This is a genomic window from Streptomyces sp. NPDC006463 (assembly GCF_042870715.1).
Taxonomy (GTDB): Bacteria; Actinomycetota; Actinomycetes; order Streptomycetales; family Streptomycetaceae; genus Streptomyces.
Window position 1 is genome coordinate 10379 of record NZ_JBIAHP010000042.1, and the last position, 23307, is coordinate 33685.

At 67.7% G+C, this 23307-nt stretch carries 27 protein-coding genes and 1 pseudogene; 14 read left to right on the plus strand and 14 right to left on the minus strand.

What is annotated here, in order from left to right:
* Positions 1-130 precede the first annotated feature (130 nt).
* Positions 131-985 (plus strand): IS5 family transposase, encoded by an 855-nt coding sequence (locus ACFYOB_RS39290; protein WP_388569244.1) that lies wholly within the window; start codon positions 131-133, stop codon positions 983-985.
* Positions 986-1040: 55 nt separating this feature from the next.
* Here ACFYOB_RS39290 and ACFYOB_RS39295 read toward each other — a convergent pair whose 3' ends face one another.
* Positions 1041-1877 (minus strand): PHP domain-containing protein, encoded by an 837-nt coding sequence (locus tag ACFYOB_RS39295; protein ID WP_388569247.1) that lies wholly within the window; start codon positions 1875-1877, stop codon positions 1041-1043.
* Positions 1878-2658: 781 nt separating this feature from the next.
* On the opposite strand from ACFYOB_RS39295, the gene ACFYOB_RS39300 reads away from it, so the two are divergent.
* The gene (locus ACFYOB_RS39300; RefSeq protein ID WP_388569250.1) at positions 2659-3117 is read left to right on the plus strand and encodes an ATP-binding protein; all 459 of its coding nucleotides are present in this window, start codon (positions 2659-2661) and stop codon (positions 3115-3117) included.
* 555 nt (positions 3118-3672) lie between these two features.
* Here the strand turns inward: ACFYOB_RS39300 and ACFYOB_RS39305 are convergent.
* The 3 genes and pseudogenes from ACFYOB_RS39305 to ACFYOB_RS39315 form a co-directional block, all read right to left on the minus strand.
* Positions 3673-3765 (minus strand): annotated as a pseudogene (locus ACFYOB_RS39305) (IS5/IS1182 family transposase); the annotation flags it as partial.
* A 37-nt stretch (positions 3766-3802) separates the two neighbouring features.
* Positions 3803-4318 carry a winged helix-turn-helix domain-containing protein gene (locus ACFYOB_RS39310; protein WP_388569252.1) on the minus strand — a complete coding sequence of 172 codons (516 nt, stop codon included), beginning with the start codon at positions 4316-4318 and terminating at the stop codon, positions 3803-3805.
* 308 nt (positions 4319-4626) lie between these two features.
* Positions 4627-6489, minus strand: coding sequence for a DNA/RNA non-specific endonuclease (locus ACFYOB_RS39315; protein WP_388569254.1), 1863 nt, complete (start codon positions 6487-6489; stop codon positions 4627-4629).
* A gap of 503 nt (positions 6490-6992) precedes the next feature.
* Here ACFYOB_RS39315 and ACFYOB_RS39320 point away from each other — a divergent pair.
* From ACFYOB_RS39320 to ACFYOB_RS39330, 3 genes are read left to right on the plus strand one after another with little or no spacing between them, the layout of a single operon-like run.
* Positions 6993-7580 carry a hypothetical protein gene (locus tag ACFYOB_RS39320; protein WP_388569256.1) on the plus strand — a complete coding sequence of 196 codons (588 nt, stop codon included), beginning with the start codon at positions 6993-6995 and terminating at the stop codon, positions 7578-7580.
* Positions 7568-8200 carry a hypothetical protein gene (locus ACFYOB_RS39325; protein ID WP_388569258.1) on the plus strand — a complete coding sequence of 211 codons (633 nt, stop codon included), beginning with the start codon at positions 7568-7570 and terminating at the stop codon, positions 8198-8200. The genes ACFYOB_RS39320 and ACFYOB_RS39325 overlap by 13 nt, the downstream gene beginning before the upstream one ends.
* Positions 8197-8562, plus strand: a complete 366-nt coding sequence (locus ACFYOB_RS39330; RefSeq protein ID WP_388569260.1) for a hypothetical protein — start codon at positions 8197-8199, stop codon at positions 8560-8562. Before ACFYOB_RS39325 ends, ACFYOB_RS39330 begins: the two co-directional genes overlap by 4 nt.
* A gap of 44 nt (positions 8563-8606) precedes the next feature.
* Here the strand turns inward: ACFYOB_RS39330 and ACFYOB_RS39335 are convergent, their stop codons facing one another.
* Positions 8607-8774 carry a hypothetical protein gene (locus ACFYOB_RS39335; RefSeq protein WP_388569262.1) on the minus strand — a complete coding sequence of 56 codons (168 nt, stop codon included), beginning with the start codon at positions 8772-8774 and terminating at the stop codon, positions 8607-8609.
* A gap of 952 nt (positions 8775-9726) precedes the next feature.
* Between ACFYOB_RS39335 and ACFYOB_RS39340 the strand changes: the two genes are divergently transcribed.
* The gene (locus tag ACFYOB_RS39340; RefSeq protein WP_388569265.1) at positions 9727-9945 is read left to right on the plus strand and encodes a hypothetical protein; all 219 of its coding nucleotides are present in this window, start codon (positions 9727-9729) and stop codon (positions 9943-9945) included.
* Positions 9946-10115: 170 nt separating this feature from the next.
* Positions 10116-10514: an STAS domain-containing protein gene (locus tag ACFYOB_RS39345; RefSeq protein WP_388569310.1), complete on the plus strand. Its 399-nt coding sequence runs from the start codon at positions 10116-10118 to the stop codon at positions 10512-10514.
* Positions 10515-10619: 105 nt separating this feature from the next.
* On the opposite strand, the gene ACFYOB_RS39350 is transcribed toward ACFYOB_RS39345, so the two are convergent.
* Positions 10620-10844, minus strand: a complete 225-nt coding sequence (locus tag ACFYOB_RS39350; RefSeq protein WP_388569268.1) for a hypothetical protein — start codon at positions 10842-10844, stop codon at positions 10620-10622.
* A 158-nt stretch (positions 10845-11002) separates the two neighbouring features.
* Here ACFYOB_RS39350 and ACFYOB_RS39355 point away from each other — a divergent pair, with 158 nt between their 5' ends.
* The 3 genes from ACFYOB_RS39355 (at position 11003) to ACFYOB_RS39365 (ending at position 13990) form a co-directional block, all read left to right on the plus strand.
* On the plus strand, positions 11003-12211 hold the full coding sequence (locus ACFYOB_RS39355) for an IS701 family transposase (RefSeq protein ID WP_388569271.1): 1209 nt from the start codon (positions 11003-11005) through the stop codon (positions 12209-12211).
* 193 nt (positions 12212-12404) lie between these two features.
* Positions 12405-13034, plus strand: coding sequence for a GNAT family N-acetyltransferase (locus tag ACFYOB_RS39360; RefSeq protein WP_388569274.1), 630 nt, complete (start codon positions 12405-12407; stop codon positions 13032-13034).
* Positions 13035-13064: 30 nt separating this feature from the next.
* Positions 13065-13990 (plus strand): IS5 family transposase gene (locus ACFYOB_RS39365; RefSeq protein ID WP_388569276.1). Its coding sequence is split into 2 segments (ribosomal slippage): positions 13065-13397 and positions 13400-13990, totalling 924 coding nucleotides; the frame shifts between segments, so codons are not numbered across the junction.
* Positions 13991-14005: 15 nt separating this feature from the next.
* Here ACFYOB_RS39365 and ACFYOB_RS39370 read toward each other — a convergent pair.
* A complete protein-coding gene (locus ACFYOB_RS39370) occupies positions 14006-14209 on the minus strand; it encodes a cold-shock protein (protein WP_388569313.1) in 204 nt (67 codons plus the stop codon).
* 217 nt (positions 14210-14426) lie between these two features.
* Positions 14427-14708: an HU family DNA-binding protein gene (locus ACFYOB_RS39375; protein WP_388569279.1), complete on the minus strand. Its 282-nt coding sequence runs from the start codon at positions 14706-14708 to the stop codon at positions 14427-14429.
* Between the two features lie 462 nt (positions 14709-15170).
* Here ACFYOB_RS39375 and ACFYOB_RS39380 point away from each other — a divergent pair, with 462 nt between their 5' ends.
* The gene (locus ACFYOB_RS39380; protein ID WP_388569282.1) at positions 15171-15707 is read left to right on the plus strand and encodes a hypothetical protein; all 537 of its coding nucleotides are present in this window, start codon (positions 15171-15173) and stop codon (positions 15705-15707) included.
* 69 nt (positions 15708-15776) lie between these two features.
* Here the strand turns inward: ACFYOB_RS39380 and ACFYOB_RS39385 are convergent, their stop codons facing one another.
* Entirely contained in the window at positions 15777-16265 is a 489-nt protein-coding gene (locus ACFYOB_RS39385; protein ID WP_388569285.1) for a hypothetical protein, read from the minus strand.
* A gap of 28 nt (positions 16266-16293) precedes the next feature.
* On the opposite strand from ACFYOB_RS39385, the gene ACFYOB_RS39390 reads away from it, so the two are divergent.
* Positions 16294-16536 (plus strand): hypothetical protein, encoded by a 243-nt coding sequence (locus ACFYOB_RS39390; RefSeq protein WP_388569287.1) that lies wholly within the window; start codon positions 16294-16296, stop codon positions 16534-16536.
* A gap of 13 nt (positions 16537-16549) precedes the next feature.
* On the opposite strand, the gene ACFYOB_RS39395 is transcribed toward ACFYOB_RS39390, so the two are convergent.
* Both ACFYOB_RS39395 and ACFYOB_RS39400 read right to left on the minus strand, forming a co-directional pair.
* The gene (locus tag ACFYOB_RS39395) at positions 16550-17131 is read right to left on the minus strand and encodes a restriction endonuclease (RefSeq protein ID WP_388569290.1); all 582 of its coding nucleotides are present in this window, start codon (positions 17129-17131) and stop codon (positions 16550-16552) included.
* Positions 17132-17218: 87 nt separating this feature from the next.
* Positions 17219-17563 (minus strand): hypothetical protein, encoded by a 345-nt coding sequence (locus tag ACFYOB_RS39400; protein WP_388569293.1) that lies wholly within the window; start codon positions 17561-17563, stop codon positions 17219-17221.
* A 422-nt stretch (positions 17564-17985) separates the two neighbouring features.
* Here ACFYOB_RS39400 and ACFYOB_RS39405 point away from each other — a divergent pair, with 422 nt between their 5' ends.
* Entirely contained in the window at positions 17986-18405 is a 420-nt protein-coding gene (locus ACFYOB_RS39405; RefSeq protein WP_388569296.1) for a hypothetical protein, read from the plus strand.
* Positions 18406-18950: 545 nt separating this feature from the next.
* On the opposite strand, the gene ACFYOB_RS39410 is transcribed toward ACFYOB_RS39405, so the two are convergent.
* The 3 genes from ACFYOB_RS39410 to ACFYOB_RS39420 are packed head-to-tail and all read right to left on the minus strand — an operon-like array spanning position 18951 to position 20368.
* Positions 18951-19367 carry a hypothetical protein gene (locus tag ACFYOB_RS39410; RefSeq protein WP_388569299.1) on the minus strand — a complete coding sequence of 139 codons (417 nt, stop codon included), beginning with the start codon at positions 19365-19367 and terminating at the stop codon, positions 18951-18953.
* Positions 19368-19418: 51 nt separating this feature from the next.
* A complete protein-coding gene (locus ACFYOB_RS39415; RefSeq protein ID WP_388569302.1) occupies positions 19419-20120 on the minus strand; it encodes a hypothetical protein in 702 nt (233 codons plus the stop codon).
* Complete coding sequence (locus ACFYOB_RS39420) at positions 20117-20368, minus strand: hypothetical protein (protein ID WP_388569304.1); 252 nt, start codon at positions 20366-20368, stop codon at positions 20117-20119. Before ACFYOB_RS39420 ends, ACFYOB_RS39415 begins: the two co-directional genes overlap by 4 nt.
* 1234 nt (positions 20369-21602) lie before the next feature.
* On the opposite strand from ACFYOB_RS39420, the gene istA reads away from it, so the two are divergent.
* Positions 21603-23198, plus strand: coding sequence for an IS21 family transposase (istA, locus tag ACFYOB_RS39425; protein WP_388569307.1), 1596 nt, complete (start codon positions 21603-21605; stop codon positions 23196-23198).
* The last annotated feature ends 109 nt before the right edge of the window (positions 23199-23307 follow it).

Sequence of the window (23307 nt, forward strand, 5' to 3'; positions counted from 1 at the left end):
AACCGCCCCACCCCCCCCCCCCCCCCAACCACCGACCCCCTCCCCCCCCCACGCGCCCCCCCCCCCGCGGGGCCCCCCCCCCCCCCCCCCGGCCCCCCGCCCCCGCTTCGAGTTCACCCGGGACAACTTGATGCGCCATCGCCGCTGCCCCTCAGACACCACCGACGCCGAGTGGGCCCTTCTCGAACATCTCCTCCCCGTCCCTGCCTGGCAGACCGAGACCGGCGGAGCCCCCGAGAAACACCCTCGCCGGGAGATCGTCAACGCGATCCGCTACGTCGTCGACACCGGCTGCAAATGGAGAGCCCTCCCGGCTGACTACCCGCCATGGCGAACCGTCTGGGGCTTCATGGCGAGATGGACCGCGGCTGGCGTCATCGGCCAGGTCCGCGATGACCTGCGCGGACGCATCCGCCGTGACCTGGGCAAAGGCCCCAGAGCGGTGGCCACCGTGATCGACTCCCAGAGCGTGAAGGCCGCCGAGACCGTCGGCAAGGACTCACGCGGCTACGACGCGGCGAAAAAGATAAACGGCAGGAAACGCCACATCGTCGTGGACACCCGCGGGCTCCCGCTGCTGGTCATGGTCACCCGGGCCGACATGACCGACCGCGACGCCGCCAAGGAAGTCCTCTTCCGACTCCGCCTCATGCACCCCAAGATCACCATCGTCTGGGCCGACTCCACCTACGCCGGCCAACTCGTAACCTGGGCCAAGAAGTACCTCCGCCTCACCATCAAGACCGTCAGCCGACCCAAGGACGCCACCGGATTCGTCGTCCTGCCCCGCCGTTGGGTCGTCGAACGGACCCCTGCCTGGCTCATGCACGCCCGCCGCCACGCACGCGACTACGAACGACTCGTCCAGCACAGCGAAGCCCTCATCACGTGGGCAGCCGTCACGTTGATGACCCGCCGCATCACCCAGCAGAAGAAGGGACTCTCCCTCAACCCACCCCCGCCAGCAGCTGAGCAAGCAGCCTGATCACCGACATCTTGGGGCCCTCCCTCGAAGGAGGGACGGTCACACCAGCCTGCGATCAACTACGCCTCCAGAAGGCGTGTGGATCGCGGCCTTGGCGGAAGCCCGAGACTTCAGCCACCTGCACGGCGTCGCGGAAGCCCCGGGCAAGTGCGGCGGGGTCGTGAGCGTCACTGGCGAAGCTGATGGCTTGGCCACCTTCCTGCCGCCACCAGGCCAGCACCTGGGGATGCAATGGAACCCTCGTGTTGACTTCGAGCACCTTGCCTGTCGCTGCCAGGGAGCGCAGGACGTGACGATATTCCTCCTCGAAGTCGTACGGGTAATACGGCTTCCCGTCTGCGGGCCAGTAGCGGACCGGGTAGTCGATGTGAGCCAAGACTTCGAACGCATCGAACTGCTCTATCAGGCGGACGGTCTCGGCCAAATAGGCGCGAACAACGTCGGCCGGCGGCTGATCGTCATACCGAGCAGAGACCTCGGTGAAGCCGGAACCGTCCGCAGTCGGCGCAGAGTGCACTGATGCCAGCACCCTCTCGAAGCCACCCGCACCGAGGAGAATCCCGACGGGGAATGCGTGCCAGTGAGGTTCGCTCAACTCGACGCCTGACAAAATCCGCAGGCCAGGGTAACGCTCTCGGCATGACTCCAGGCAGCTCCGATATCCGTCGAGGTCGAACGAAGGCGGGTTCAGTACTCCCTCAGCCAACAGTGAACGCCACTCCTCCGGGACCTTCTCGCCTGGCCTGAGAGTCCAGGCAGTGAAGTCGGCGTGCTCAGTGAACGCCACCGAGGACAGCCCAAGCTCGACTGCACGCAGACAGGTACGTTCCATCGATCCCGCCAGCGCGTCCCAGGACCACTGGCTGTGCACATGATTGTCCGGCGGCAGCATGACCCCATCCCCTTCATCAGCCATCCTCTGAACGACATGATCAGGGCTGGCCCTGGGGCAAGGTCAACTTCGCAGGGTTTAGACACAGGTACAAAAGGGCTTCGCTATAGGCCAGATGGCGCGCGCCCGGAAGATCCGTATCTCGGGGCGTCCGCGTGGACCGATGCCGCGAGTCTGGTGGCTGAACGGCCAGGACGTCGTACTGCTCGGCGGTGCTGTGAGTACGGCCGGTCAGCCGATGGCGGCGGCCGGGCCTTCGCCGAACCGGGTCACGTCCGCCGCGCTCACGTCCAGGCGCAGTCGCTTGAACCGGAGCGGGTGGCGGAAGACGCCGCCGTGGTCGATGGCGCGGTCGGCGCTGACCTCGGCGACCAGGGCGGGGTGGACGAGGGTGGTGTCCAGGATGTCGCGGCTCCCCCTCAGGCGGATCGCGGCGGGGGGGGCCGAAGAGATGGGCTCGGTCGGTGCGCACGAGGGCCATTCATGGTCTCCCTACCAGGCCGCTCACCGCTCACCGGATGTAGGGGAAGATGGTGCCGGGCGGCACAAATCGCGGGTTTCGGGGGTCTCATCGCGGCCACACGCGCAGGAGGAACGGACGTACGAGGTAAGGAGCGCCCCCATGACGACGATGGTCCTGCTGATCGCGCCGATGGCGTTGGCCCTGCTGCTCGTCTCCAGCAGGGGTGGGCACCGTGCCCGGCACCGGGCGGGCCGGTTCTGACAAGCGTTCCGGCCGTCCGGTCCGGCGTCACACGAGAGCGCAAGCGAGGTGAACGCGGTGTCCATACGTGCCAAGGGATGGGCCACTTCCTTTCCCGTACACCGAGGGGTGCGCGAGGCCCGCCGGTGGACGGCGGAACGCCTGGACTCCCTGCAGTGGACGACGGACGCCCCCGACACGGCGCACTCCGTCCTGCTGACGGTTTCGGAGCTCGTCACCAACGCACACGTCCACGCCCACAGCGGCGCCGGGCTGGTGCTCACCTGGGACGGCCGGTGCCTGCACGTCAGCGTCGCCGACGGCGACCCGTACCTGCCGGCCCCGCGAGACCTCTCACGTGAGGCGACTTCCGGACGGGGACTCGCCATCATCGACGCCCTCGCCGATGACTGGGACGCCCATTCCTTCCACGGCGGCAAGACGATCACCGCCTGTTTCCATCCCGGGGCGACGCCCCCTCCGCACACCGCGAGGAGCCGCTCAAAGCCCCACACCGGCGAATCCCCCGACGCGTGAGGCCCGTTCCCGCGCGGTGGCATGAGTTCCGGATGCTCGGTCATCCGGTCGGTCCGTGGACCCAGGCCGACCGGATGTCCCGAGGGGCGGCTCGGGTTCGATCCCGGAGATCTCGGGCTCCAGTCCCTCCTCGAGGCTGGCCCGACGGCGTCCGATGTGAGCCCGCCAGGTTTCGAAGACGAACGTCGTGGCCGCGACGGAGCCCGAGGAACCAGCCCCGACCATGAAGACGGCTGACTGCACGGCGACCGACGCGTCCAGAAAGCCGCGTCGGCCCAGCGCGGGGTGCGGGGCAGCACGAGCAGGGGGATGACGCAGCTCAGGGTCAGCGGGCGGCTGCGGCCTGCCCCCGCCGAACCGGGGGACGTCCCGCACACCCACGTCCGCGCGCAGCCGCTGGAACCGGAGCGGGTGGCGGTAGACGCCACCGCGACCAGTCCGGGGTGGACGAGGGTAGTGTCCAGGACGTCGCGGCTCCCCCACGCCGCCGAGAACTTGACCCCGGTCCACAGGTGTCCGGGCGCGGCCTCGGTGAGGTGCTCCGCGACCTGACGGGGTCTGGCCGTGTTTGCGGCGGTGCGGGATGACCAGTCCGGTTCCCGGGTAACCGCCGTCGGCGATCGTGGTGGTCTTGCCGACGGCGGCACGCCTGATTCGTCGAGGAACACGATCCAGGCACGTGTGTTCATGGCCCCTTTTTGATCCGCGGCCACTCGTGCGCGATCCAACGGGCGATCTCCGACTCGTCCCTCTCCACCGCCCGCCGCTCGGGACGCTGCAGACTCCATCCGAGCCGGCCGGTCAGCAACCGCCACACCGACGCCCTCGACAGCACCACTCCCGTCACACGCTCCACGACGGCGCCGACTCGCTCCAGGGTCCACAGGTCGGCCTCGAAACCATGGGCTTGGGCTCCTCTCTCCAACGCGGCCCGAACGGTCTCGACCTGGGCGTCGTCCAGCTTGGGCGGACGACCGGTAGCCGCACGCCGTCGCAGGGCCGAAGTGCCACCTTTCTCCCACGCCCGCCGCCATCGCCGAACGCTCGCGGCACACACCCCCACCGCCCGCGCGATCTCCGCATTCGAGACACCGTCCTCGAACAACTCGACCGCCCGAACACGACGCGCCTCCGCCAACTGAGGCCGCGACAACGCAGGAAGGGAGGCGCCGGCCGCGGAGGGCGAAGGTCGATAAGCCATCCCGACAGCCTCCCACCCACACCGCCACCACACCCACCGAACTTACGAAAAGATCAGTAAGCCGCCCCATGGGCGCGCCGGCTGTGGGCTACCGGGCAAGCGAGTTACGCGCGCACTCGCCCGTACCCGGCCTGACGGGGAAGCATGTCGACTGCTTTGGCATCCCGAAGACAGGGGCAGCGGCCCCTGGTCCGACACCTGGGCGAGGACGGCGCAAGGCCCCCTCCCCGGCTGGTGCCAGGTGTACGCATGGGCCCCAAGTGGCCGGAGCCCGCCGGGCCCCGGCCTCCTGGGTGTGGTGCGACCGCTCAGCGCCAGTCGATGTCGGTCAGGTCCTCCAGCGGTGTGCGGGCTGCGAGGGATTCGGGCACGGTCAGGGTGTCAGCGTTGCGCAAGGCTGCGGGGAAGCGGAAGCGGCCGCGGCTTTCGACCTCGCTGAGTGCGACCTGGAAGACGCGGAACTCATCGAGTTCGAGGGCTTCGAGCTGGTTGAGGTTCTGGGTGAGCAGGAAGGCCTTGGCCTTGAGCTGTCCCTGCTCGACGAAGGCGAGGACCTTGAAGAATTCTCGTGGGATCTGGGCGTCGCGGTAGATACGGTCGTCGTCCTGGAAGACCGGTCCGCCGAAGGCGCTCACCTTGAGGTCGTCGACCTCGACGTCGGCGAAGAGGGCGTCTTCGAGCCGCCCCCACAGGCCGCGCTTGCTGGACTGGTTGAAGTCCTCCATCTGGGGGGTGATGTTGGTGTAGTGGAAGGAGTCCTTGTTGGCCTTCTTGGCCTCCAAGGGAGCCCCCCACAGCAGGTCGGCGCGGCGGGCCAGGTGCCCGCGGTCGAGAGGATTGTCCTCATACAGCTCGTTGCCGATCTGGGCGTCGTCTGGCAGGCGCGGGTCCTTGACGAACTTGATTCCCTTGCGGGGCAGCTTTTTGAGGGAGGTGCCGTCGATGTTCCAGGCCACCCAGAACGCGAAACCCCTTACGCCGTTGAGAGCGAGGGAGAAGTGGGTGTAGGGAATGACGTCGGTGTCGTTGAGCTGGACGGCATCGTCCTTGACCGCGGCCGTAAGGCGCGGGGTGTCGATGCGGGTACCGAGGAAGTCAGGGTCGTATCCCTGGACGACTACGGCTTCTTCGATGGAGGGCTGCTGCAGGCTGATGTCGAGCTTTTCGAAGACCGAGCGGGGCAGGCAGGCGAGAGCGTGCTCGTCGGGGCTGAACTTACCCTCGCCACCGAAGTGAAGGCCAGCCACCACTTTGCCCGGCCGGCCGTTGCCTGTTTTGAACATCCACAGGGCCCCGGAATCACCGCCCTGGCTGACCTCCCCGTTGGCGGGCGGGGTGGCCGGGTCTGGTTCGATCTCGAAGCAACCGATGTTCTGCAGCCCCACCTCACCGCCGTAGTCGATCTGCGCGAGGGTTTCGATGCGCCGCACGACACCGTGGGTGACGCCGGTGGTGCGGCCGCTCTTGACGACCTTGTCTCCGAGTTCCGGCTCGCCCAGCTCTTCCGGGATCACGTCGAGCTCGAGGATCCTCTGATCGGCGTCCCGGTCCTCGATGGTGGCGACCGCACAGTCGCCGGCCATACCGAGGTGGGAGCGCTTCAGGATGCCGAGACGGTTCTGGGCGATCCGGTTGTCGTCATGCGCGCCGGGCTGCACGACCACGTCACCCAGCTCGCCGTCCGGACCGTGCAACACGTGCCAGTTACTCAGCACGTAACGAGTGCCGTCGCTCTTGTCGAAGACGATTGCGCCGACCGTGCCCGCCGACACCTTCACGTGCCCGACGCTCACACCCGGGATGATGGGGTCCAGGCGCTGTTTGCGGCCTGGGGTCTCTGCCTCGGGCACCACAAGGAACTGAGGCTTGTAACTGCGCTGCAGGACATCGGTCGGCACGTCGACCCCGTCGACCCTGATGGTCTCCGGAATCGGCTTGGTATCCAGCGCTTCCAGCTCGTCCCCGTCCGCTTTCACACCTACCGTGAACTGGAGCGTGAGTTCCTTGGTCTGCTTTCCCCCCTTCTTCCGGTAGCCGATACCGATGCTGTTCACATTCGGGTCAGTGAGGTAGTTCGGGCCCTTGGCCCGGATGAACTGCCGGAGGGACTCGACGAGCTTGTCCTGCTCGCGTGCGGTTTTCGACGTCGCAGTCTTCTTCTTGGCGACCATGAATGATCCCTTCACGAAGGCGTACGGGCACATGCCGACACTGGGGCGGGCGCCATCGGCCCTCCGGGCCGGGTGGGCGTGCGAAACGCTCGCAAGGTTTTTTCGGAACACGGGGAGCGGGGTGCCCGGCCACTGCGGCATAAGGCCACAGTCACCCCATCAGCACCCAGTAGAATCACACGGTGTCTTTCCGTACGTAACGGAGTGTAACGCAGTGACAGACCGTAAACAGCGCTGTCCGCGGCCGCGCCTGCCTCACGACTCCGGCAGCCGTGCGAGAAGGCGGTCCGCGCACGGATGGACCACGGCGTGTCGAAACGCTCCCAACAGCACACCGCCGAACCCGCCTCAAACGGGACCGGGGCGGTGATCGGTACGCCGTCGTACATGTCTCCGGAGCAGGCCCGCGGCGACGCGGAGATCGACGCGACCTGTACTCGCTGGGCTGCCTGCTGTTCGAGCTGCTGACCGGCGCGCCGCCCTTCGCGGGCGGCGGATGGCCGGTGCTCGCCCAGCACCTTCACCAGGTGGCCGCGCCGGTCCGCTCCTTGCGGCCTGAGGTACCCGTCGAGCTCGAGCGGCTGGTGGCGGAGCTGCTGGGCAAGGATCCGCAGCAGCGGCCCGCGAGCGCGGCGGACGTCGCCCGGCGGCTCCGGGCCCTTCCGGCGGCCTCCGTGCGGGTCGCCGAGGCGGCCGTCGCCGCCGCGGCGGGCGCCGGCACACGGCCCCGGACGGCTCTCGCTCCGAGAGTGGTCACGCCGACCGAAGGCGTACCCCGGCGCCAGGCCGACCGGGCATCGCGGGCGCCGGTCTGGCGGGCCTGGGCCGGGACGGCGGCCCTGGTCGGCGGGCAGCTGGCGGCCTTCACCGCCTTCCCGGACACAGCAAGCGCTCTGCTGGGTGTCCTGGCCGGCGGCTGCGTCGCGGCCGGCTCCCGGCTGGAGGCGCGCCACGACGACACCCACGGCGTGGACAGCGGGCAGAGCGTGGTCGGGGTGTTCGCGGCGCTGATGGTCGCCTCGGTGACCATGGTCGTGCTGTTGGGCTGGAACGCGATGCCGTGTGGGCGGCGGTCCTCGTGGGCATGGTGACCGGGCCGTTGCTCGTGACGGCCGCGGCCGGTGTGCGGGCCCTGGTCGAGCAGGTGCTGCACCGCGGCGTCCAGGAGGCCGAGCTCGCTTCCACCGCCGGTCTGCTCAGCGGGGCCCTGTGCTGTGCGCTCGTCGCCACCGCATCCCAGGGACCTGTCGTGGGCATCATCGCGGCCGGAACCGGCACCTGGGTCGCAAGCAGCCTGGCCGTCGGGGTGCTGTTGCCTCCTCCAGGCCCGGACGGACAGCAGTTTCAGTTTCGAGCTGCGGGGGGCGTCCGGCTGGGCGGAAGGCCGATATGGCCGGTCCTTCCGTTTGCTAGCGGTTGGTATCAGCGGCTAGCTATGGTGGTGGGTATGGGAAAGCAGACGAACATCCGACTGGACGAGGGCGTCAAGGCGGCCGCCGAGGAAAGGGCCAAGCGCCGCGGTTTGAGCCTGCAGGGGTACGTGGCCGATCTGATCGAGCAGGACGTGAAGGAGTCACGCGCCGCCTTCATGGCCGGCGCCTCGGCGTTCCTGGCCGCCTACGCCGACCGGTTCGAGGCGGAATTCGGTGAGGACCGGTACCCCGGTCTCCCGGCGGGGCAGGCAGAGACTGCGCCAAGGGACGCCGCGTGAACCTCCGGATCGACCTCGCCTGGATCTTGGCAGTGGCCCAGCAGATCCCAGGGGATCCCGAGGTTGTCGACTACGGGGTGCCTGTCGCGGCGGAAGCACGTCATCGTGCGGAGGTCCTCGACCACGAGGTCTACCCCGAGCCACACCACAAGGCGGCGGCTCTGCTGTGCGAGCTGGCCAGGAACCCCAGCCTGGAGGTGAGGAACCTGCTGTTCGCAGTCACGGTGACCGCGGCCTACCTGTCGGCGTGCGGTCTCCCCGTGAGCCCCGGCCTGGACACCGTTCTCCCCCTGGCCCGCGCGGCACGGGACGGGCTGCCGGTGCGGGACGTCGCCGCTCAGCTCAAGACCTGGACGAACTGATTCGCCCGCTCGGCCGGCTCGTAGCCTGCGCCGGGGAGCCACCGTCACACCGTGCGCGTGGAGACACCCAGCCCGTCGGCGACCAACCGTACGCGCGCGGCGCTCAAGTCTCCCTCGGCCCGCAGCTGCTCCAGCCGGGTCACGGCCGTGCCCCGCTCGGAGACGACATCGACGAGCACGACCATGCGCACGCCGCCCCGAGCGAGAGGCATCCGGCCTGATGGCTGAGACTTCATGGCAGAAGGTCGTCGCCGACCTTCAGCAGCTCTGTGCCGAACCGACCGAGGCGCAGCGTGCTGCAGCTGCCGCACTGGGCCTTCCCCTCACAGCGGCAACACCCGCGCCTGTCGCGGCGGCTCTTCTACGCGCCCGCCTTGGCACAGAACTGGAGTTGCGGAAGCCAGCGTCCTTCGGCGATACCGAGTACGAATACCTTGAACGCCTTGCCGCTGAGACTCATCTGGACATTCCGAGTAGTACCGAGATCGGGAGCCGAGAGCTGCTGGACGCATGGATCAAAGTCGCACTGGCGAAACGGTCCGTGGTCCATCTCGAGTGGCTATGCCCCGCGGCAGGTGACGTCGTCGTCATCGCAGCAGAACGAGGAACCGCGGAGAACCGGCATGGTCTGATCGCGTCAATCAGCGGCAACGGCCGGTTGAACTTCCGTGGGGGGGCGGTGGAGGTGGATGGCCGCACCTCGTCAAGCACATCGCCAAGGCTGGGAGCAGCGACTACGCCGAGCTCCGCCGCAAGGCGCGCGAGGAAGCCGAAGCCCGCATGCGTCCCCCGAACTCGTCTCCGCCAGCGATCACACCCGGCTTGACCGGTGGAAGACCGATCGTCACCCCACCCTCGCGGCGCGTGAGGCGCTCAAGGACGCGCTGGCCGACGCCACTGAAGAACGGCCCATGCAGGTCGTTCTAGAGTCCTCAAGTCCAGTTCGGTAACCACTACATGGCCGACTTCCTTATCGCCGGCCGCACCTCGGTAGGTCTGCGATGGATCCTCGTCGAACTGGAGAGTCCCACCCACCGGCTCACGAACCCGGGGAACCACCGCGCTTCGCCTGCCCTCCGTCATGCCGTCGACCAGATTGAAGACTGGCGGCAATGACTCACGTCCAACCTCGCCTACGCCCGGGCCCCGCGCGACAGTGACGGCTTGGGGCTTCCGGGGATCACCGCTGACGCCCGCGGCTTGATCATCATCGGGAGAGAAGACTCCTCCGACAGCGCCAGCGAGATCCGGGACACCCAGTTCAGGAACAGCAGGATCGAGGTTCGCACGTACGACTGGCTCCTGCGAGCAGCAGAGGACATCCACTCACTCGGATGGGGCTTGTTCGACATCGAGATCGGCGTCGACGAGGACGACTGGTAGGCCTCAACCGCCGCTGCCACTTCCCGTGTCCAACACCGCTGATGTTCTCGTATTCATTGACAATCGAGACACCTCATCGGAGGGCTGGGGCGGTCCTGATCGCTGCACCAGCATGGCGGCCCCACGGGCAGGCCGCCTTCTGGTACGAGAAGGAGACGGTATTGATCACCATGGACGTCCAGCGCTGCGGCAGCTCGGTCCTGGTTGGCGCCAGCGGGAACCTCGGGGAGGACGCGGGTACGGCATTCCAGCGGGCGCTCGACCAGATCACCGCCGACGAGCGGGACCTCGTGATCGATCTGCACGGCGTCGTGTCCATGGACTCCGACGGCTTGCTCCACCTCTTGGAGCTGCACCGGCGCGCGGAGTGCCTGGGTCTGCGCGTCCTGGTCGTCGGCTGGCAGCCACAGCCCCAGCGACTCATGGCCCAGGTCGCCGGCATCCGCGGGCCGGGCTCGGCTACCGGAGAACGGTACGCGGTGGCGGGCTTCCGCCGCCTGCTCCAGGAACGAGCACAACAGGCACGGGACGTCGCGGATTTCGGACCGGATCGAGTGGGCCACTTCTAGACGAGCCGGTTAGGGAGACGTGACCAGGAGATACGGCGAAGGGGCCCGGCATGCCGGGCCCCTTGTGGCAGGGACAGGAGTCGTAGCGAGCTAGGGCTTGTGCCCTCAGAGCTCGCCGTCCGGAGTCCCGTCAACGTCGTCGACGACGCGCAGGCCCAGCGGTTCCAGGAATTGCGGCATCAGCGCCATCTGCTCAACGAGCGTTGGCCGCTTCTCCCCGCCGCCCTTGGGCATGCCGTAAGCGACGGCCGACCGGCCGGGCAGGAAGAGGGTGCTGTCCAGCGCATCGGCACCTGTGCCCCGCGTGTCCGGCGGTACGTTGCGATCCATTTGCTCCCCCTCGTCGTGGCGGCCGCATACGGCGGCTCCGCGTCAGTGTGTCATCCGGCACTGACAACGAGACTGGGCCGGGTTCGGGCAAGTCCCTGCCTAGTAGTGCTTTGTTAGCTGGTCTTGTCACGGTTGATGTTCGGTAGTTCGCTGGCTGTATGAGGGCTGGGGAACTTGCGGCGTGTCGGGTCCGGTTGGAGGAGTTCGTCTCGGAGGTGTTCGCGCCGTTGGTGCGGCGGGATCAGCGGGTCAAGGGCGGCCTGTATCTGCGGGGCTTGTTGCTGGACGGCCGGCGGAAGTCGATGCAGCCGATGGCCGAGCGCCTCGGGATCGACCATCAGCAGTTGCAGCAGTTCATGACGTCCTCGACCTGGCCCGTTCAGGAGGTGCGGGCGCGGCTGGCGTGGCGGGCCGTGCGGGCGGTGCGGCCGCAGGTGTGGGTGGTGGACGACACCGGCTTCCCCAAGGACGGCAAGGCGTCCGCGGGGGTGGCCCGGCAGTACTCCGGGACTCTGGGGAAGGTCGGCAACTGCCAGATCGGTGTCAGTGTCCACGCCGCATCAGACACCGCCTCGTGCCCGCTGGCCTGGCGTTTGTTCCTGCCCGAGTCCTGGGACGGCCCGGAAGCGGCCGACCGCCGCAGGGCCTGCCGGATCCCCCAGGACGAGCACCACCAGCCGAAATGGCAGCTCGCATTGGACATGCTCGACGAACTCGCCGGTGTCGGGCTGAGGCCCGCCGCGCTGGTCGCGGACGCAGGCTACGGCGCGAATGCGGACTTCCGCCACGGCCTGGAGGACCGGGGGCTGGCCTACGTCCTCCAGGTGAAAGGCGAGATGACCGCCCACGCCGAGAACGCGGAACCGCACCAGCCCGCCTATGGCGGTCTGGGTCCGCGGCCGCTGCCGCGTTACCGCACCCGCCCGGTCTCTCTGCGTGAGCACGTGCTGGCCACCGGACGGGAACAGGGACGTGCCGTGGTCTGGCGCAAGGGCTCCAGAGCTGCCCTGAGCTCACACTTCGTGCTTATGCGGGTCCGTCTCGCCGGGCGACGCCCGAAACCCGCTGCCGACGGAACGATCCCGCTGACCTGGCTGATCGCTCAGTGGCCCGAAGGGGAAGCGGAGCCGGTGAAGTACTGGGTTTCGAACCTGCCCGCCAGCATCCCGGCGAAGGACCTGGTCAGGCTCGCGAAGTCACGCTGGCGGATCGAACACGACTACCGCGAACTGAAAACGGCACTGGGCCTGGACCACTTCGAGGGACGGTCCTTCACCGGCTGGCACCGCCACGTCACCCTCGTCACCGCCGCCCACCTGTTCCTCACCGAGCAGCGGACCTGCCCAAAAGTCCCTGCCAGGGCCTGACTCTCTACCAGGCCCTGGACCTCCTCCAACACGTCATCGCCACCTGGACCGGCACCTGCCCCACCTGCCGACAACCCACCCCATGGCAGCCCCACGACACCAGCTAACAAAGCACTACTAGGACTTGTCCGGACGATCTTTGGGTTGCCCTGGCTCTGCGGGGTGTTCGGCTTCCTTGAGAGGTGATGGGTTGGTGGTTTCTGCCGCCCGCGCCTACGCCGCCGGTGCACTACTCCTCAAATACCTGCTTGAACGTCGGTGCCGCAAGGCCGATGGTGGCTGCATGCATGACGTGAAGCTTTCGGATGGCGTTGTCACTCTGTCTCCTCCGCGCCTGGATGACGCCGATGAGCACCTGGCAGGCGAGGACGAGCTGCTGGTGCGGTGGCTCAGTGGGAGGCCAGGCACCCGGGAAGGCACCGAGGTGTACTTCCGCCACTGCATCGAGCAGTGGGCCACCCGTGGACCGTTGCGTGCGTTCGGGATCCGTGTGGCTGCCGAGTCAACGCTGGCGGGTTATATAGACCTGCGCTTCGAGATGGCGGGCTTGGTGCCAGGACAGGTCAACATCTCCTACGGTCTCTACCCTGCCTGGCGGAGTCAGGGACTGGTGACCCGCGCTGTCCGCCTGATCTGCCAGTACGCCGCAGCTGAAGGGGCGACCCAAGGAGTGATCCGGGTGGACCCGGAGAACTCCCGGTCGGCAGCGGTCGCGCGACGGTCAGGTTTCACCTACGACAAGCGGGTTCCGGAAGCGGATGGCAACCAATGTGACTGGTACGTCCGCAGCCTGGCTGACGAAGTCGATCTGCCGATCATGTGACTACTCCGCGCCCAGGTCGTTGATGTGGGCATGGGGCGGGGTGATTTGACGGATGCCGAGTGGGATCGGCTGCTGCCGTTCCTTCCGGTCAGCAATGGGCGTTGTGGTCGGTGGCGGGATCACCGGCAGGTGATCGACGGCATTCTGTACCGGGTTCGGACCGGCGTGCAGTGGCGTGACCTGCCCGAACGATTCGGGCCGTGGAAGACCGTCTACGAACGGCACCGACTGTGGTCGGGCGACGGGACTTGGGAGCGTCTGTTTCAGCAAGTCCAGGCCGAGGCCGACGCGGCGGGTGAGATCGACTGGGACATCTCGGTCGACTCCACCATCGTGCGGGCGCATCAGCACGCGGCCGGCGCCCGCACCGACCCGCCTCCAGCGCCAAAGGGGGCCGAAACGTCAGAACACCAGGACGAAACGCCGTGGCAGAGTCTCGTCGCCCGGCTGGTGGAGGTGGTGCTGGAGGTGAGGGCCTGGGCCGCTCGCGCGGCGGGTTCACCACCAAGGTCCACCTGAGCGCGGACGGCCGCTGCCGCCCCCTGTCCCTGATCGTCACACCAGGTCAGCGGGCGGACTGCACCCAGTTCAAGCCTGTCTTGGAGAAGATCCGCATCCCCAAACTCGGACCGGGCAGGCCTCGTAAGAAGCCCGACAGCGTCGCCGCCGACAAGGCCTACAGCAACGGACCCTGCCGCGAGTACCTGCGGCGTCGCGGCATCCGACACGCGATCCCGGAGAAGACCGACAGCCAGGCTGCCCGCCTCCGCAAAGGCTCAGCTGGCGGACGGCCGCCAGGCTTCGACGAAGAGCGCTACAAGAAGCGCAACACCATCGAACGGGCTATCAACCGCCTCAAACAGCACCGGGCAGTCGCCACCCGCTATGACAAACGCCGCTACGTCTACCTCGGCACCGCAACCGCCGCAGCCCTCACCATCTGGCTCCGATCATGATCGGCCGGACAAGTCCTAGGCGCGGACGATGTTCTCGGCCTGGGGGCCCTTCTGTCCCTGGGCGACGTCGAAGGTGACCTGCTCCCCCTCGTTCAGCTCCTTGAAGCCGTGTCCGCTGATGTTTCTGTAGTGCGCGAAGACGTCCGGTCCGCCGCCGTCCTGGGCGATGAATCCGAAGCCCTTTTCTGCGTTGAACCACTTCACGGTGCCGCTGGCCATGCTGGTGTCGTTCGTCATCGCCGGGGGTCCCGGCCGGGGTGGATACGGGGCGCCCAAGAGGGCGCCCGGGGACCGTTTTACCCCAGCCGGGGCTCGGATATCCGGGCTATCCCGGTCGGCGCGCTTGCAGAGTGTCGGGAGCCGTGGAGAGATCGACTTCCGAGTCCGCCTCGTCCCGCGATCGGGTGAGGATCACGCGCCGGATCGACGAGCGGTGCTACTTGCCCTTGGCCGCTTCCTTCAGCTTGGAGCCCGCGGAGACCTTCACGCTGTAGCCGGCAGGGATGTCGATCGGGTCGCCGGTCTGCGGGTTGCGGGCCGTGCGAGCGGCACGGTGGGTGCGCTCGAAGGTAAGGAAGCCGGGGATGGTGACCTTCTCGTCGCCCTTGGCGACGACGTCGCCGACGGCCTCGGCGAGCGCGGCCAGAACGGCGTCGGCGTCCTTGCGGGTCACCTCGGCGCGCTGGGATGCAGCGGCCACCAGCTCGGTGCGGTTCATAGCGTAGTACTCCGTATCTGTGGTTCGCCCGAACCGCCTCGCGGGCAGGACTGGTCGCCCGCAATCCTGTCACTGACCTCTGACACTCGCCGTCGGCCACGCGCGCCCTCTTGAGCGGAGCCCGTCACCGCGTCGGTCGCGCGGGTGCTCGCTTGCCGGCGGCGTGCCGGCCCGGGCGGGATCAGCGTGGGCGAACACGCCGGCGGTCCGGCACGTCCAGTGGCATCCACCCGGACAAGGCCGTTCCGTCAATCCGTTGAGCGCGCTGTCACGGGGCGTACGGCAGGTCGGCGGCGGTCATGTCGCCGCGGACAGCTGGTAACAGGTACGTATTCGTGATGCGTCGTATTCCTGCGTGTGGCCCCACTGAGGGCCGTGCTTACTCGCAGGTCAGGGCCCTCGGTGCTTGGTCTGCGCCGGGGATGAGTAAGCGGGCGGAAGCAGAGGTGGTAGGAACGTGGGGTGACGTTCTACGAGGACATGAGCCTCTACACCTACTGGGACGGTGGAGAGTCGTTCACCGACGTGACGACGGGCTATCGCTTCCTGAGCTTCGAGCCGCAGTACGAGCGCGTAAACGTCGGCTGGCTGTCGGGTGATCAGCCGTGGGCCAGCGGGGTAGCGCCGGCGGGCTTCATCGAGAAACTTGAGGCTGTCCTTGCGGTACAGGCGGTCAACCAGATGATGGGCCTCCACGACTGTGAGCTGTGCCCGCCCTCGGACAAGCAGCCGCCAGAGTCGTACGAGCCGCGGCCGGGGCACCGGCGAAGCAGCGTCGGGACAGGTGAGATTCGCATTCCGGCCAGGCCGGACACGGCGTTCGCAGCTCCGGTGCTCGTCGGCCACTACGTCGTCGATCACGGATACCTGCCGCCCACGACCTTCATCGACGCGGTGCTCGAGTTCGATCCGAGCGGTCATGGGTCCGCGGAGTACCCGTGGGTCCGCTTTCCCTGGATCCCCGAGGATGCGGTCCACTACGACGCTTCGGTCGAGTGACCGGCAGCAGGAACCGCGAACAGGACCGGTAGCGAGGCGGCGCTCTCCTGTAGCCCTGAGGCTCTCGGCTCACTTGTCCGGCTCTGTCCACATCACCTCGACCCGGTCGGAGGTGACGTCGAACCCGAGCAGCGGCTCGGTACCGCCGCCCTCGGGGAACAGTGGTACCGACTTGCGCAGCCGCCGTCCGATTGCGGTCAGAAGCCCGCACAGGACGTCCAGCCGAGCCTGCCCCTGGAGTTCCCGGAGGTCGACGTCGAAGTCGATCTGCTCGGTCCCGAGGAAGCGGAAGATTGCACAGACCTCCGGATCGGGCCACACCTTCAGGGTCGGGCACTCGGCACCGGCCAGACGGGAAAGTACGGCTTCGGCTCGGGGCAGTGGCAGGACCTTGTCGCCCTCGGCGTACTCGAAGGCCCAGTTCTGTTCCTCGACCAGGTCGAGCACGGCCTGCCAGTCCTCCGTCGTCGTACCGTCAACGAACACGTCGGGGAGGTAGCTGCCGTCGGTCGGGTCGAGCAGCCACGCGACCTGGTCGTGCCACAGCAGATCAGTCATCCCGTCATCGTGCCCGCCGGGGCTTGCAATGCCGACTGAATTTCCCGAAGTCCGGCCCCTTCAGGCCGTCACGGGGCTCGACGCTGCGGCGTATCTCGGGCGGGGACTGAGCGGCGGGTTGTGGCGCCTGGACGCGCCCCACGCCCAGGCCCTCGCCGTACTCCTCGCCGCCCGGCGCGAGCTCCCCCGCGAGGCGCCATCTGCCCCGTCATCGCGGCCCCGGCGCCGCGTGCTCGGGTACGGCTGGAAGGGCATCGACTCCGGCCGTTGAGCACCAGCAAAGCTCAGTTGTCCGGTGCCAGCTTCCGGTTGGTGCCGGATCGGCTAATGTCCAGGTCCAGGAGCGTGGCCAAAGCCGTGCCGCTGTTCCAAAAGCCGAGCAGGTCAACGTCGACGAGGACCAGGCCGTGGCGGGCTGCGAAAGCCCGGGCCTGCTTGGTGAACTTGCACGAGGCGACGAAGACCGGAACGTCCGCTCCGTGTTCGCTGCGCGCGGTGCCATTGAACTTCTGGAGGTCCGGGCTGCCGACGGTGCGGTGCTTCGCGTAGCGCTTGCACTGAACCACGATCTTCCGGCCGTCCGGCAGCCGGCCCATCACGTCGGCACCCAGATCATTGGTGGCGCCTACTCGGCGGACCTCGGTGCAGCCGTCCCGGCGGCACAGGTCCGCGACGTACTCCTCGAACTCCGCAGGCTCCAGCGACCAGACCCCCTCCATCGATCGCACGGCTTGGACCCGCGCCTGCTCCGCCAGCCGGACCCTCTCCGCCTCGGCCTCACGACGCCCAGCACGCACCAGGACCCCGGCCAGGCCCCCAACCCCCAAGACAGCTAACACCACCAGCACCGCCGTGCCAATTCCCATGCTCCGCCCCTCCCCTCCATGGCTGTCAGCCAGCTACAGCTCCCCATCCACGCCACGGTCTATCCCCGGGGGGAGGCGTCTGGGCGGTCAGGCAGACGGGACGGCCACCTCGTACAGGCGAAACAGGCCGGTGAGGAACTGTCGAAGTAGCGGCCGAGCCTGGTCCAAGTGCTCAAGCTCGTCGTGGCCGAACCGGAAGACCTCGTAGCCCGCGAGCTTGAGGTCGCGGTCGCCGGCCACCATCTCCGCGTACTTCGTGCTGTCGGGCCGCTGCCCGCCGTGACTGGTGTAGTGCTGGGACCCATCGACCTCGAGAACGATGCGCGGGCCGTGGGGCAGCAGGAGCAGAAAGTCCATCCGGAAGCGCAGCAGCGCGTCGGGGCCGCGCTCGCGGACGGTCTTGTGGTCCCAGTGGAGCCACACCTTGGGCAAGAGGGCGGGGAGGTCGTAGACGGCAGGCCCGAGGATCTCGTGGTAAAGCGTGAACAGGTTGTGCTGCCCGGGAGAGTTCTCAGGCAGGCTGCGGCGGAGCCGGGCGTAGAGGGACTTCTTGGCCTCAGCTTCGCTGGAAATCTGGTGCCACGGCCCCGGCTCTCACGCGGCTGAGCTGGTGGGACAGCCCGGGACCTTGTCCCGGACAGTCCGGGACAGTCCGGGACAAGGGATTGCCGTTGTGCCCGGCTGTACCGGGACCCCAGCCTGTGTACTGCACGAGCGATCAGCCCTCGGGCTCACCAAGCCCCTCCGGCCCGCCGCCGCCGCGATCGCTGCTTCTGCGCGCGAGCCGCCGGGGTACGCCGCGCGGCCCTCGAATCCCGGGCCCGTTGGCCTCTCCTCCCATCGAAAGGGAACCAATGCGCATACGTCTTGCCCTCGCAGTCGGCACCACGCTTCTGGCCACGGCTACAACTACGGGAACAGCGGTGGCGGCTCCGGTCAGTGCAGCCTCCCCTGTCTCCAAGTGCCGTGACTTCTACGCCTCAAAGGATGGCTACGCCGAGACATACGGGACGATCTGCTGGAAGGTCTACGACAACGGAGGCGTGGACAGCGGCTCCCTTAAAGGCACGATCCTGGACACTGTCGGCGCCGACAACAAGTGCGCCTACGCGAACGTCAAGACCGTGTTCACGAACGGCGCGTCAGTGATCAACGAGACCGAGCGCGCCTGCGGGCAGGGCCAGGCCGTGCACTACTCCACAGGCCGCCGCGACGTCCAGGGCCTCTGGGTCCAGGCCTGCGTAGAGGGCCGGGGCTGCACCGGTTGGCGCTGATCACGGACGGCGACGGCTCTGACCTGACGCCGACATCCCACGCACGCCCGGACGCCAGCCCGCCGAGGCCTCCCCCGCCCTGGCGGGTCCGAGCGTCAGGGCTGCCCGCCTTGACGCCGGCCTCCCGTAGCCGAGGCGCCCCGCAGGGCGCTCTCCAAGGCGCCTCGCGGGACGCCTCCAGATGCCCCGGCGGGCCGCAGCAGCGCAGGTCAGGGCCCGTGGTCAAAGGGGGCGCCGCGCGCCGACTTCTTCCACACGGCACCCCTTGCGCAGATCCGGCGGCCGCAGCCGCCCCCACGCGCCAGCTGGAATCGCCTGTGTGATCGCGGCCCTGAATCGACCGGCGGGCCCCGGGCCACGCCAAGGGCTTCGGCTCATCGCCAGCGAAGCGGCTTGAAGGAGGACACGGGCGTCGTGTGCGGCGCAATCCAGCTGTCCGGACCCGGGCAGGGGCGGATATAGTGAGAGCACCAACTGTTACTCAGGCGCAGAAGGCCCTACCACCACGGTGGAGGGCCTTCTGTCATGTCCAGCTCCCGTCCAGGTCAGGCGACCTGGAGCTTCGGACGGCCCGTCGGGGCGGGCGGTGCCTGGTTGTAGGTCGGGAGCTTCAGGTTGGGCAGGTCCCCTGCCTGGATTCTGACGAGCGTGGTGCGGAACGCAGCCTCCATTGCCTCGGGGCTTTCGTACTTGGCCGCGAGCGGGTGGAGCCGGTAGGAGTTGCCGGTGCGCTCCTCACTGCGCGGCCTGAGCACGATGTTCAGGTCGCACAGAGGCGCCATGAGTCCGCTGACGGCCTGGGGCGTGACCCCGTACTCGGCCGCCATGTCCTTCTGGCGTACCGGCAGCGCTCCCCCGAAGTCACTTCGGGAGACGAGGTACTGGAGGAACTTGACGGCGGACCCTGACAGCGGCAGGGCCCAGATGCGCTCCGCGACGATCGGAGACATAACGTTAGCCATGGGACAGCCTTCCTCGTGATCGGTCGCCCGTGCACGGGCCTGGCAGCACTATCAACCGGTGCGTTTCCTTCCACGAAGGTCGGCCTCGGCCCCGAAGTCGAGTTCCAGCTCCTCCTGATGGGCGCCTTCGGGGCCCACCGCGTACGGGAACACTTCGGTGTCGTGGTCGTGCCGGTCGGCGATCTCGGCGAGTACCTCGTGCTGGGCCGTGCTGTTGCCGTGGAACCACAGCCGCACGTTGATCTGGATCCGGCCGTTGCCGGCTTTCTCTACCCAGTTGTAGCCGCACAGCGCCTGGACTGCGCGGTTCACCGTGGAACGTGTGATCATCTTGCCGCCCTTCTGGGCGGCGATCTTGTTCAGTCCGTCGGTGATCTCCTGCTGCGTGTACTGGGCGATGCCGGTACCCGGTACCTGCCCGCCGGCCACGAAGAGGAAGACGCAGAGCTGGGACTTGGTGATGCTGTTCGCGACGGCCAGCTGCGCGAGCAGCTGCGTGAACCAGTTGCTGGCCAGGCTGTATCCGGCGCCGCCGGCCATGTCGTGGACGGCCCGCGGGTCCGCCGCGTACTCGAAGTGGACGCCCTTGAGACGGCGTCGTCCGCTGGGGTCGGCGGCCTGGGCCACCTTCTCCCCGAGTTGCTGGCCGAGGACGGCCAGGATGTCTCCGTACTCGGCTTCGTTCCCTGCCGCTGCGGGGACGGGTACAGACCGGGGCCCGCGCCGACGACGGGCGGGCGGATCAGATGTCACAGGACCTCCTTGTTACTCAGGCGGTCCGAGACTATCCAAAAAATCAACGTGCGCTTGTCTTTTGGCGCGTCGGCGCGCCGACGGATGCGCCCGATCGACACCCCACCCAGCAGGCGCGCCAAAAGTACACGGTGCGTGAAGTTATCCTGTACCCAAGCGACGAAAGTCCACAGCTGCTTGATTTTAGTTGTCGCAATGACGGCACATCTCGCGGAGTCCAAAATCTGCGTGGCGGCCCAGACTGACATCTGCCCGACACTCTGACCTGCGGTGATCCCAGGCCGGTTGGCGCTCTCAGAAACTCAATGGGTGCTTTAGTTTCCGGCCAAATGTGCCCGCTGGGTCCACACTTCGAGACACCAAACGTGTCCGGGGCGACACATAAGATCGCCCAAAACCGCAGGTCAGCGGCGCGCCAGGGCGGCGTCCTCTTACTAAAGAGCAACCTGGCAACGGGCATCAGCATGCACCCGAGGTCAGTCGGCCGAGCCATTAACACCTGCTCATGTCAGCCGTCTCCCGGCCCCTGACACACAGCCAGTGGACTCCATTGCACCCACTCCCCTATCCACACCAGCCATACAACGGTCATTTCAGCCGGCCTGCTGCATGTCGTCTGGCCTGGGAGCCCCCTCCTCAGCCCCATCTCCGATCAGCCACGGTTTGCTTCGGCCCTCATGCCCAGTGAGGGCGCCCAGCGCCCGAGGGGTGCACAGCCGACCGTCAGGGAGGCGGTGCAGGGCTTGAGGGTGAGCTGGTCCAGGGCGCCCAAGCGCCTGGCGAGGGGGTCTGGGGGGCGAGTAGCCCCCCATGCCTAGGCCGGTCCAGCGCGGCCTAGGCGCTGGCGGGGTCCAGGGGCTGGCCCCTGGGATTTAGGGTCCGCAGCTGAAAGGAGGACAAGAACCCTGACCGAGTCCCCCTTGTCCGTGATAGCCGAGCACACCCGGCAGCGGTACAGGAGCCCGGACGGCTCCCTCACTTAAGCGATCCCGAGTTTTCCGGCACAACGGCATAAAATCGACCTGTAGAACGGCCCCTCAGAGAGCCGATCGCAACTCTCCCGGTGTGATGTGACCTTCCCTCACGCAAAAGGCTGTCAGCAGGGCGTACAGCGCTTTCAGGTCGCTGACGGCCAGCTCCAAGGCTCTGGAGGGACACCTCAACGGCTCAACTGAAGTCTGAGCGTTGTTGTTGGCACGCCGGGTAGCGGTTGGCGCGCTGACCTGCTGGGACTTCGCGAGAAGCCATACGGGAACCGGTGCAAGCGCGCTGTTCTGGGGGCATGTGTGAGCGTTCACGTTTTTCCCCATCTCGGGTGGTTTGAGCGTCATGTAATTCCTCATCCCGACTTCTCCTAATTGGCCATGGGTACGACGGAGTTCGGAATCGAGGGACCTGGTCATCGCGGAGGCGTGTGGGCGGCCCTGGGCCTGTGGTTCGGAAGGCCGATGGTCAGCCCGGATGGCAAGGAGAACGTTCGTCGTGGTCGACATCACCGAGATCTACGTCCACTGGTACGCGGGCCGCTCGAAGAGCGAGCTGGCTGCGTCGCTGGGGGTGGATCGCAAGACGATCAGGAAGTACCTGGAGCCGGCGGAGGCGTCCGGGATCACGCCGGGCGGGCCGCCGATGCGGGAGGCCGACTGGGGCAAGCTGATCAAGGGCTGGTTTCCCGAACTCGCTGACCGGCGGCTGCGGCAGATCACCTGGCCTGAGATCGACCAGCACCGCGACTACATCAAGAATCTGCTGGGGACGGTGACCGTTTCCACGATCCACCAGCGGCTGCGGGACGAGCACAAGCTGGATGTGTCGATCTCCTCGTTCCGCCGCTGGGTGCACGCCACGCTCCCGGACGAGACGACAAGGTCGCAGGTCACGGTCTTGCGCGATGATGTCGAGCCGGGCTCGGAGGCTCAGATCGACTACGGCCACCTCGGCCAGTGGACCAATCCGAAGACCGGCAAGCGGCACCGGATCTGGGCTTTCGTGATGGTGCTGCCTTGCTCGCGGCACATGTTCGTCCGCCCGGTCCTCTACCTGCACCAGCACGCCTGGACCGAGGCCCACGTCGCCGCCTTCCGCTACTTCGGGGGCGTCCCTCGCCGGCTGGTGCCGGACAACCTGCGGACCGGCGTCGACAAGCCTGATCTCTACGATCCGAAGATCAACAAGGCGTATGCCGAGCTCGCCACCCACTACGGGGCCTTGGTGGATCCGGCTCGTGCTGCCCGGCCCAAGGACAAGCCGCGGGTCGAGCGGCCGATGCCCTATATTCGGGACTCGTTCTGGCGGGGGCGGGAGTTCACCTCGATCGAGCACATGCAGGCCGAGGCTGTGACCTGGAGCCAGAAGGTGGCGGGCCGCCGGCGGTGCCGACCGCTGCAGGGAGCCGCCCCGATGGCGGTGTTCGAGGCCGTCGAAGCCGAGACCCTGCTGCCGCTGCCGCCCACCCCGTTCGTGCTGGCCCGCTGGTCGACGGCGCTGGTCGGGCCGGACATCCACATCAAGGTCGGCCGCACCCTCTACTCGGTTCCCTGGAAACTGATCGGCCGCAGGGTCGACGTCCGCTCGACCGCCACGATGGTGCAGATCTTCCTCGACGGCGACCTGGTCAAGACCCACGTGGCACTTGAGCAGGGCAAACGCACCGACAGGACCGACTATCCGCCGGAGAAGATCGCCTTCCAGATGCGCACGCCGATCTGGTGCCGGACCCAGGCATCCGAGGTCGGAGACGCCTGCCGGACCGTCGTCGACCAACTGCTGGAGGTCAACGCCCTCTACCGGCTCCGCGCCGCCCAGGGGATCCTCGGTCTGAAGAAGAAGTACGGCGACGCGAGGCTCGAGGCCGCTTGCGCGAGGGCCATCACCGTCGGAGATCCGTCCTACCGCACCATCAAGGGCATCCTGATCGCCGGCACCGAGACCGATCCGGAGCCCGAATCCAGCGGCGACGCGGGAGCCGCAGCCTTCCTCCACGGGCCCAAGCGGCTGTTCGCCTCCGTCGCCCCGTCCGAGACGGCGGACGAGATCCACGACGACCAGGTCCACGGCGAAGCTGAGGGAAGCATCTGATGAGCGTGATGGACTCTGCCCTGCGTGAGTCGCTGAAGTCGCTGCGGCTCTCGGGGATGCTGGAAACCCTCGATGCCCGCCTGGCCCAGGCCCACGGCGGCGAGCTCGG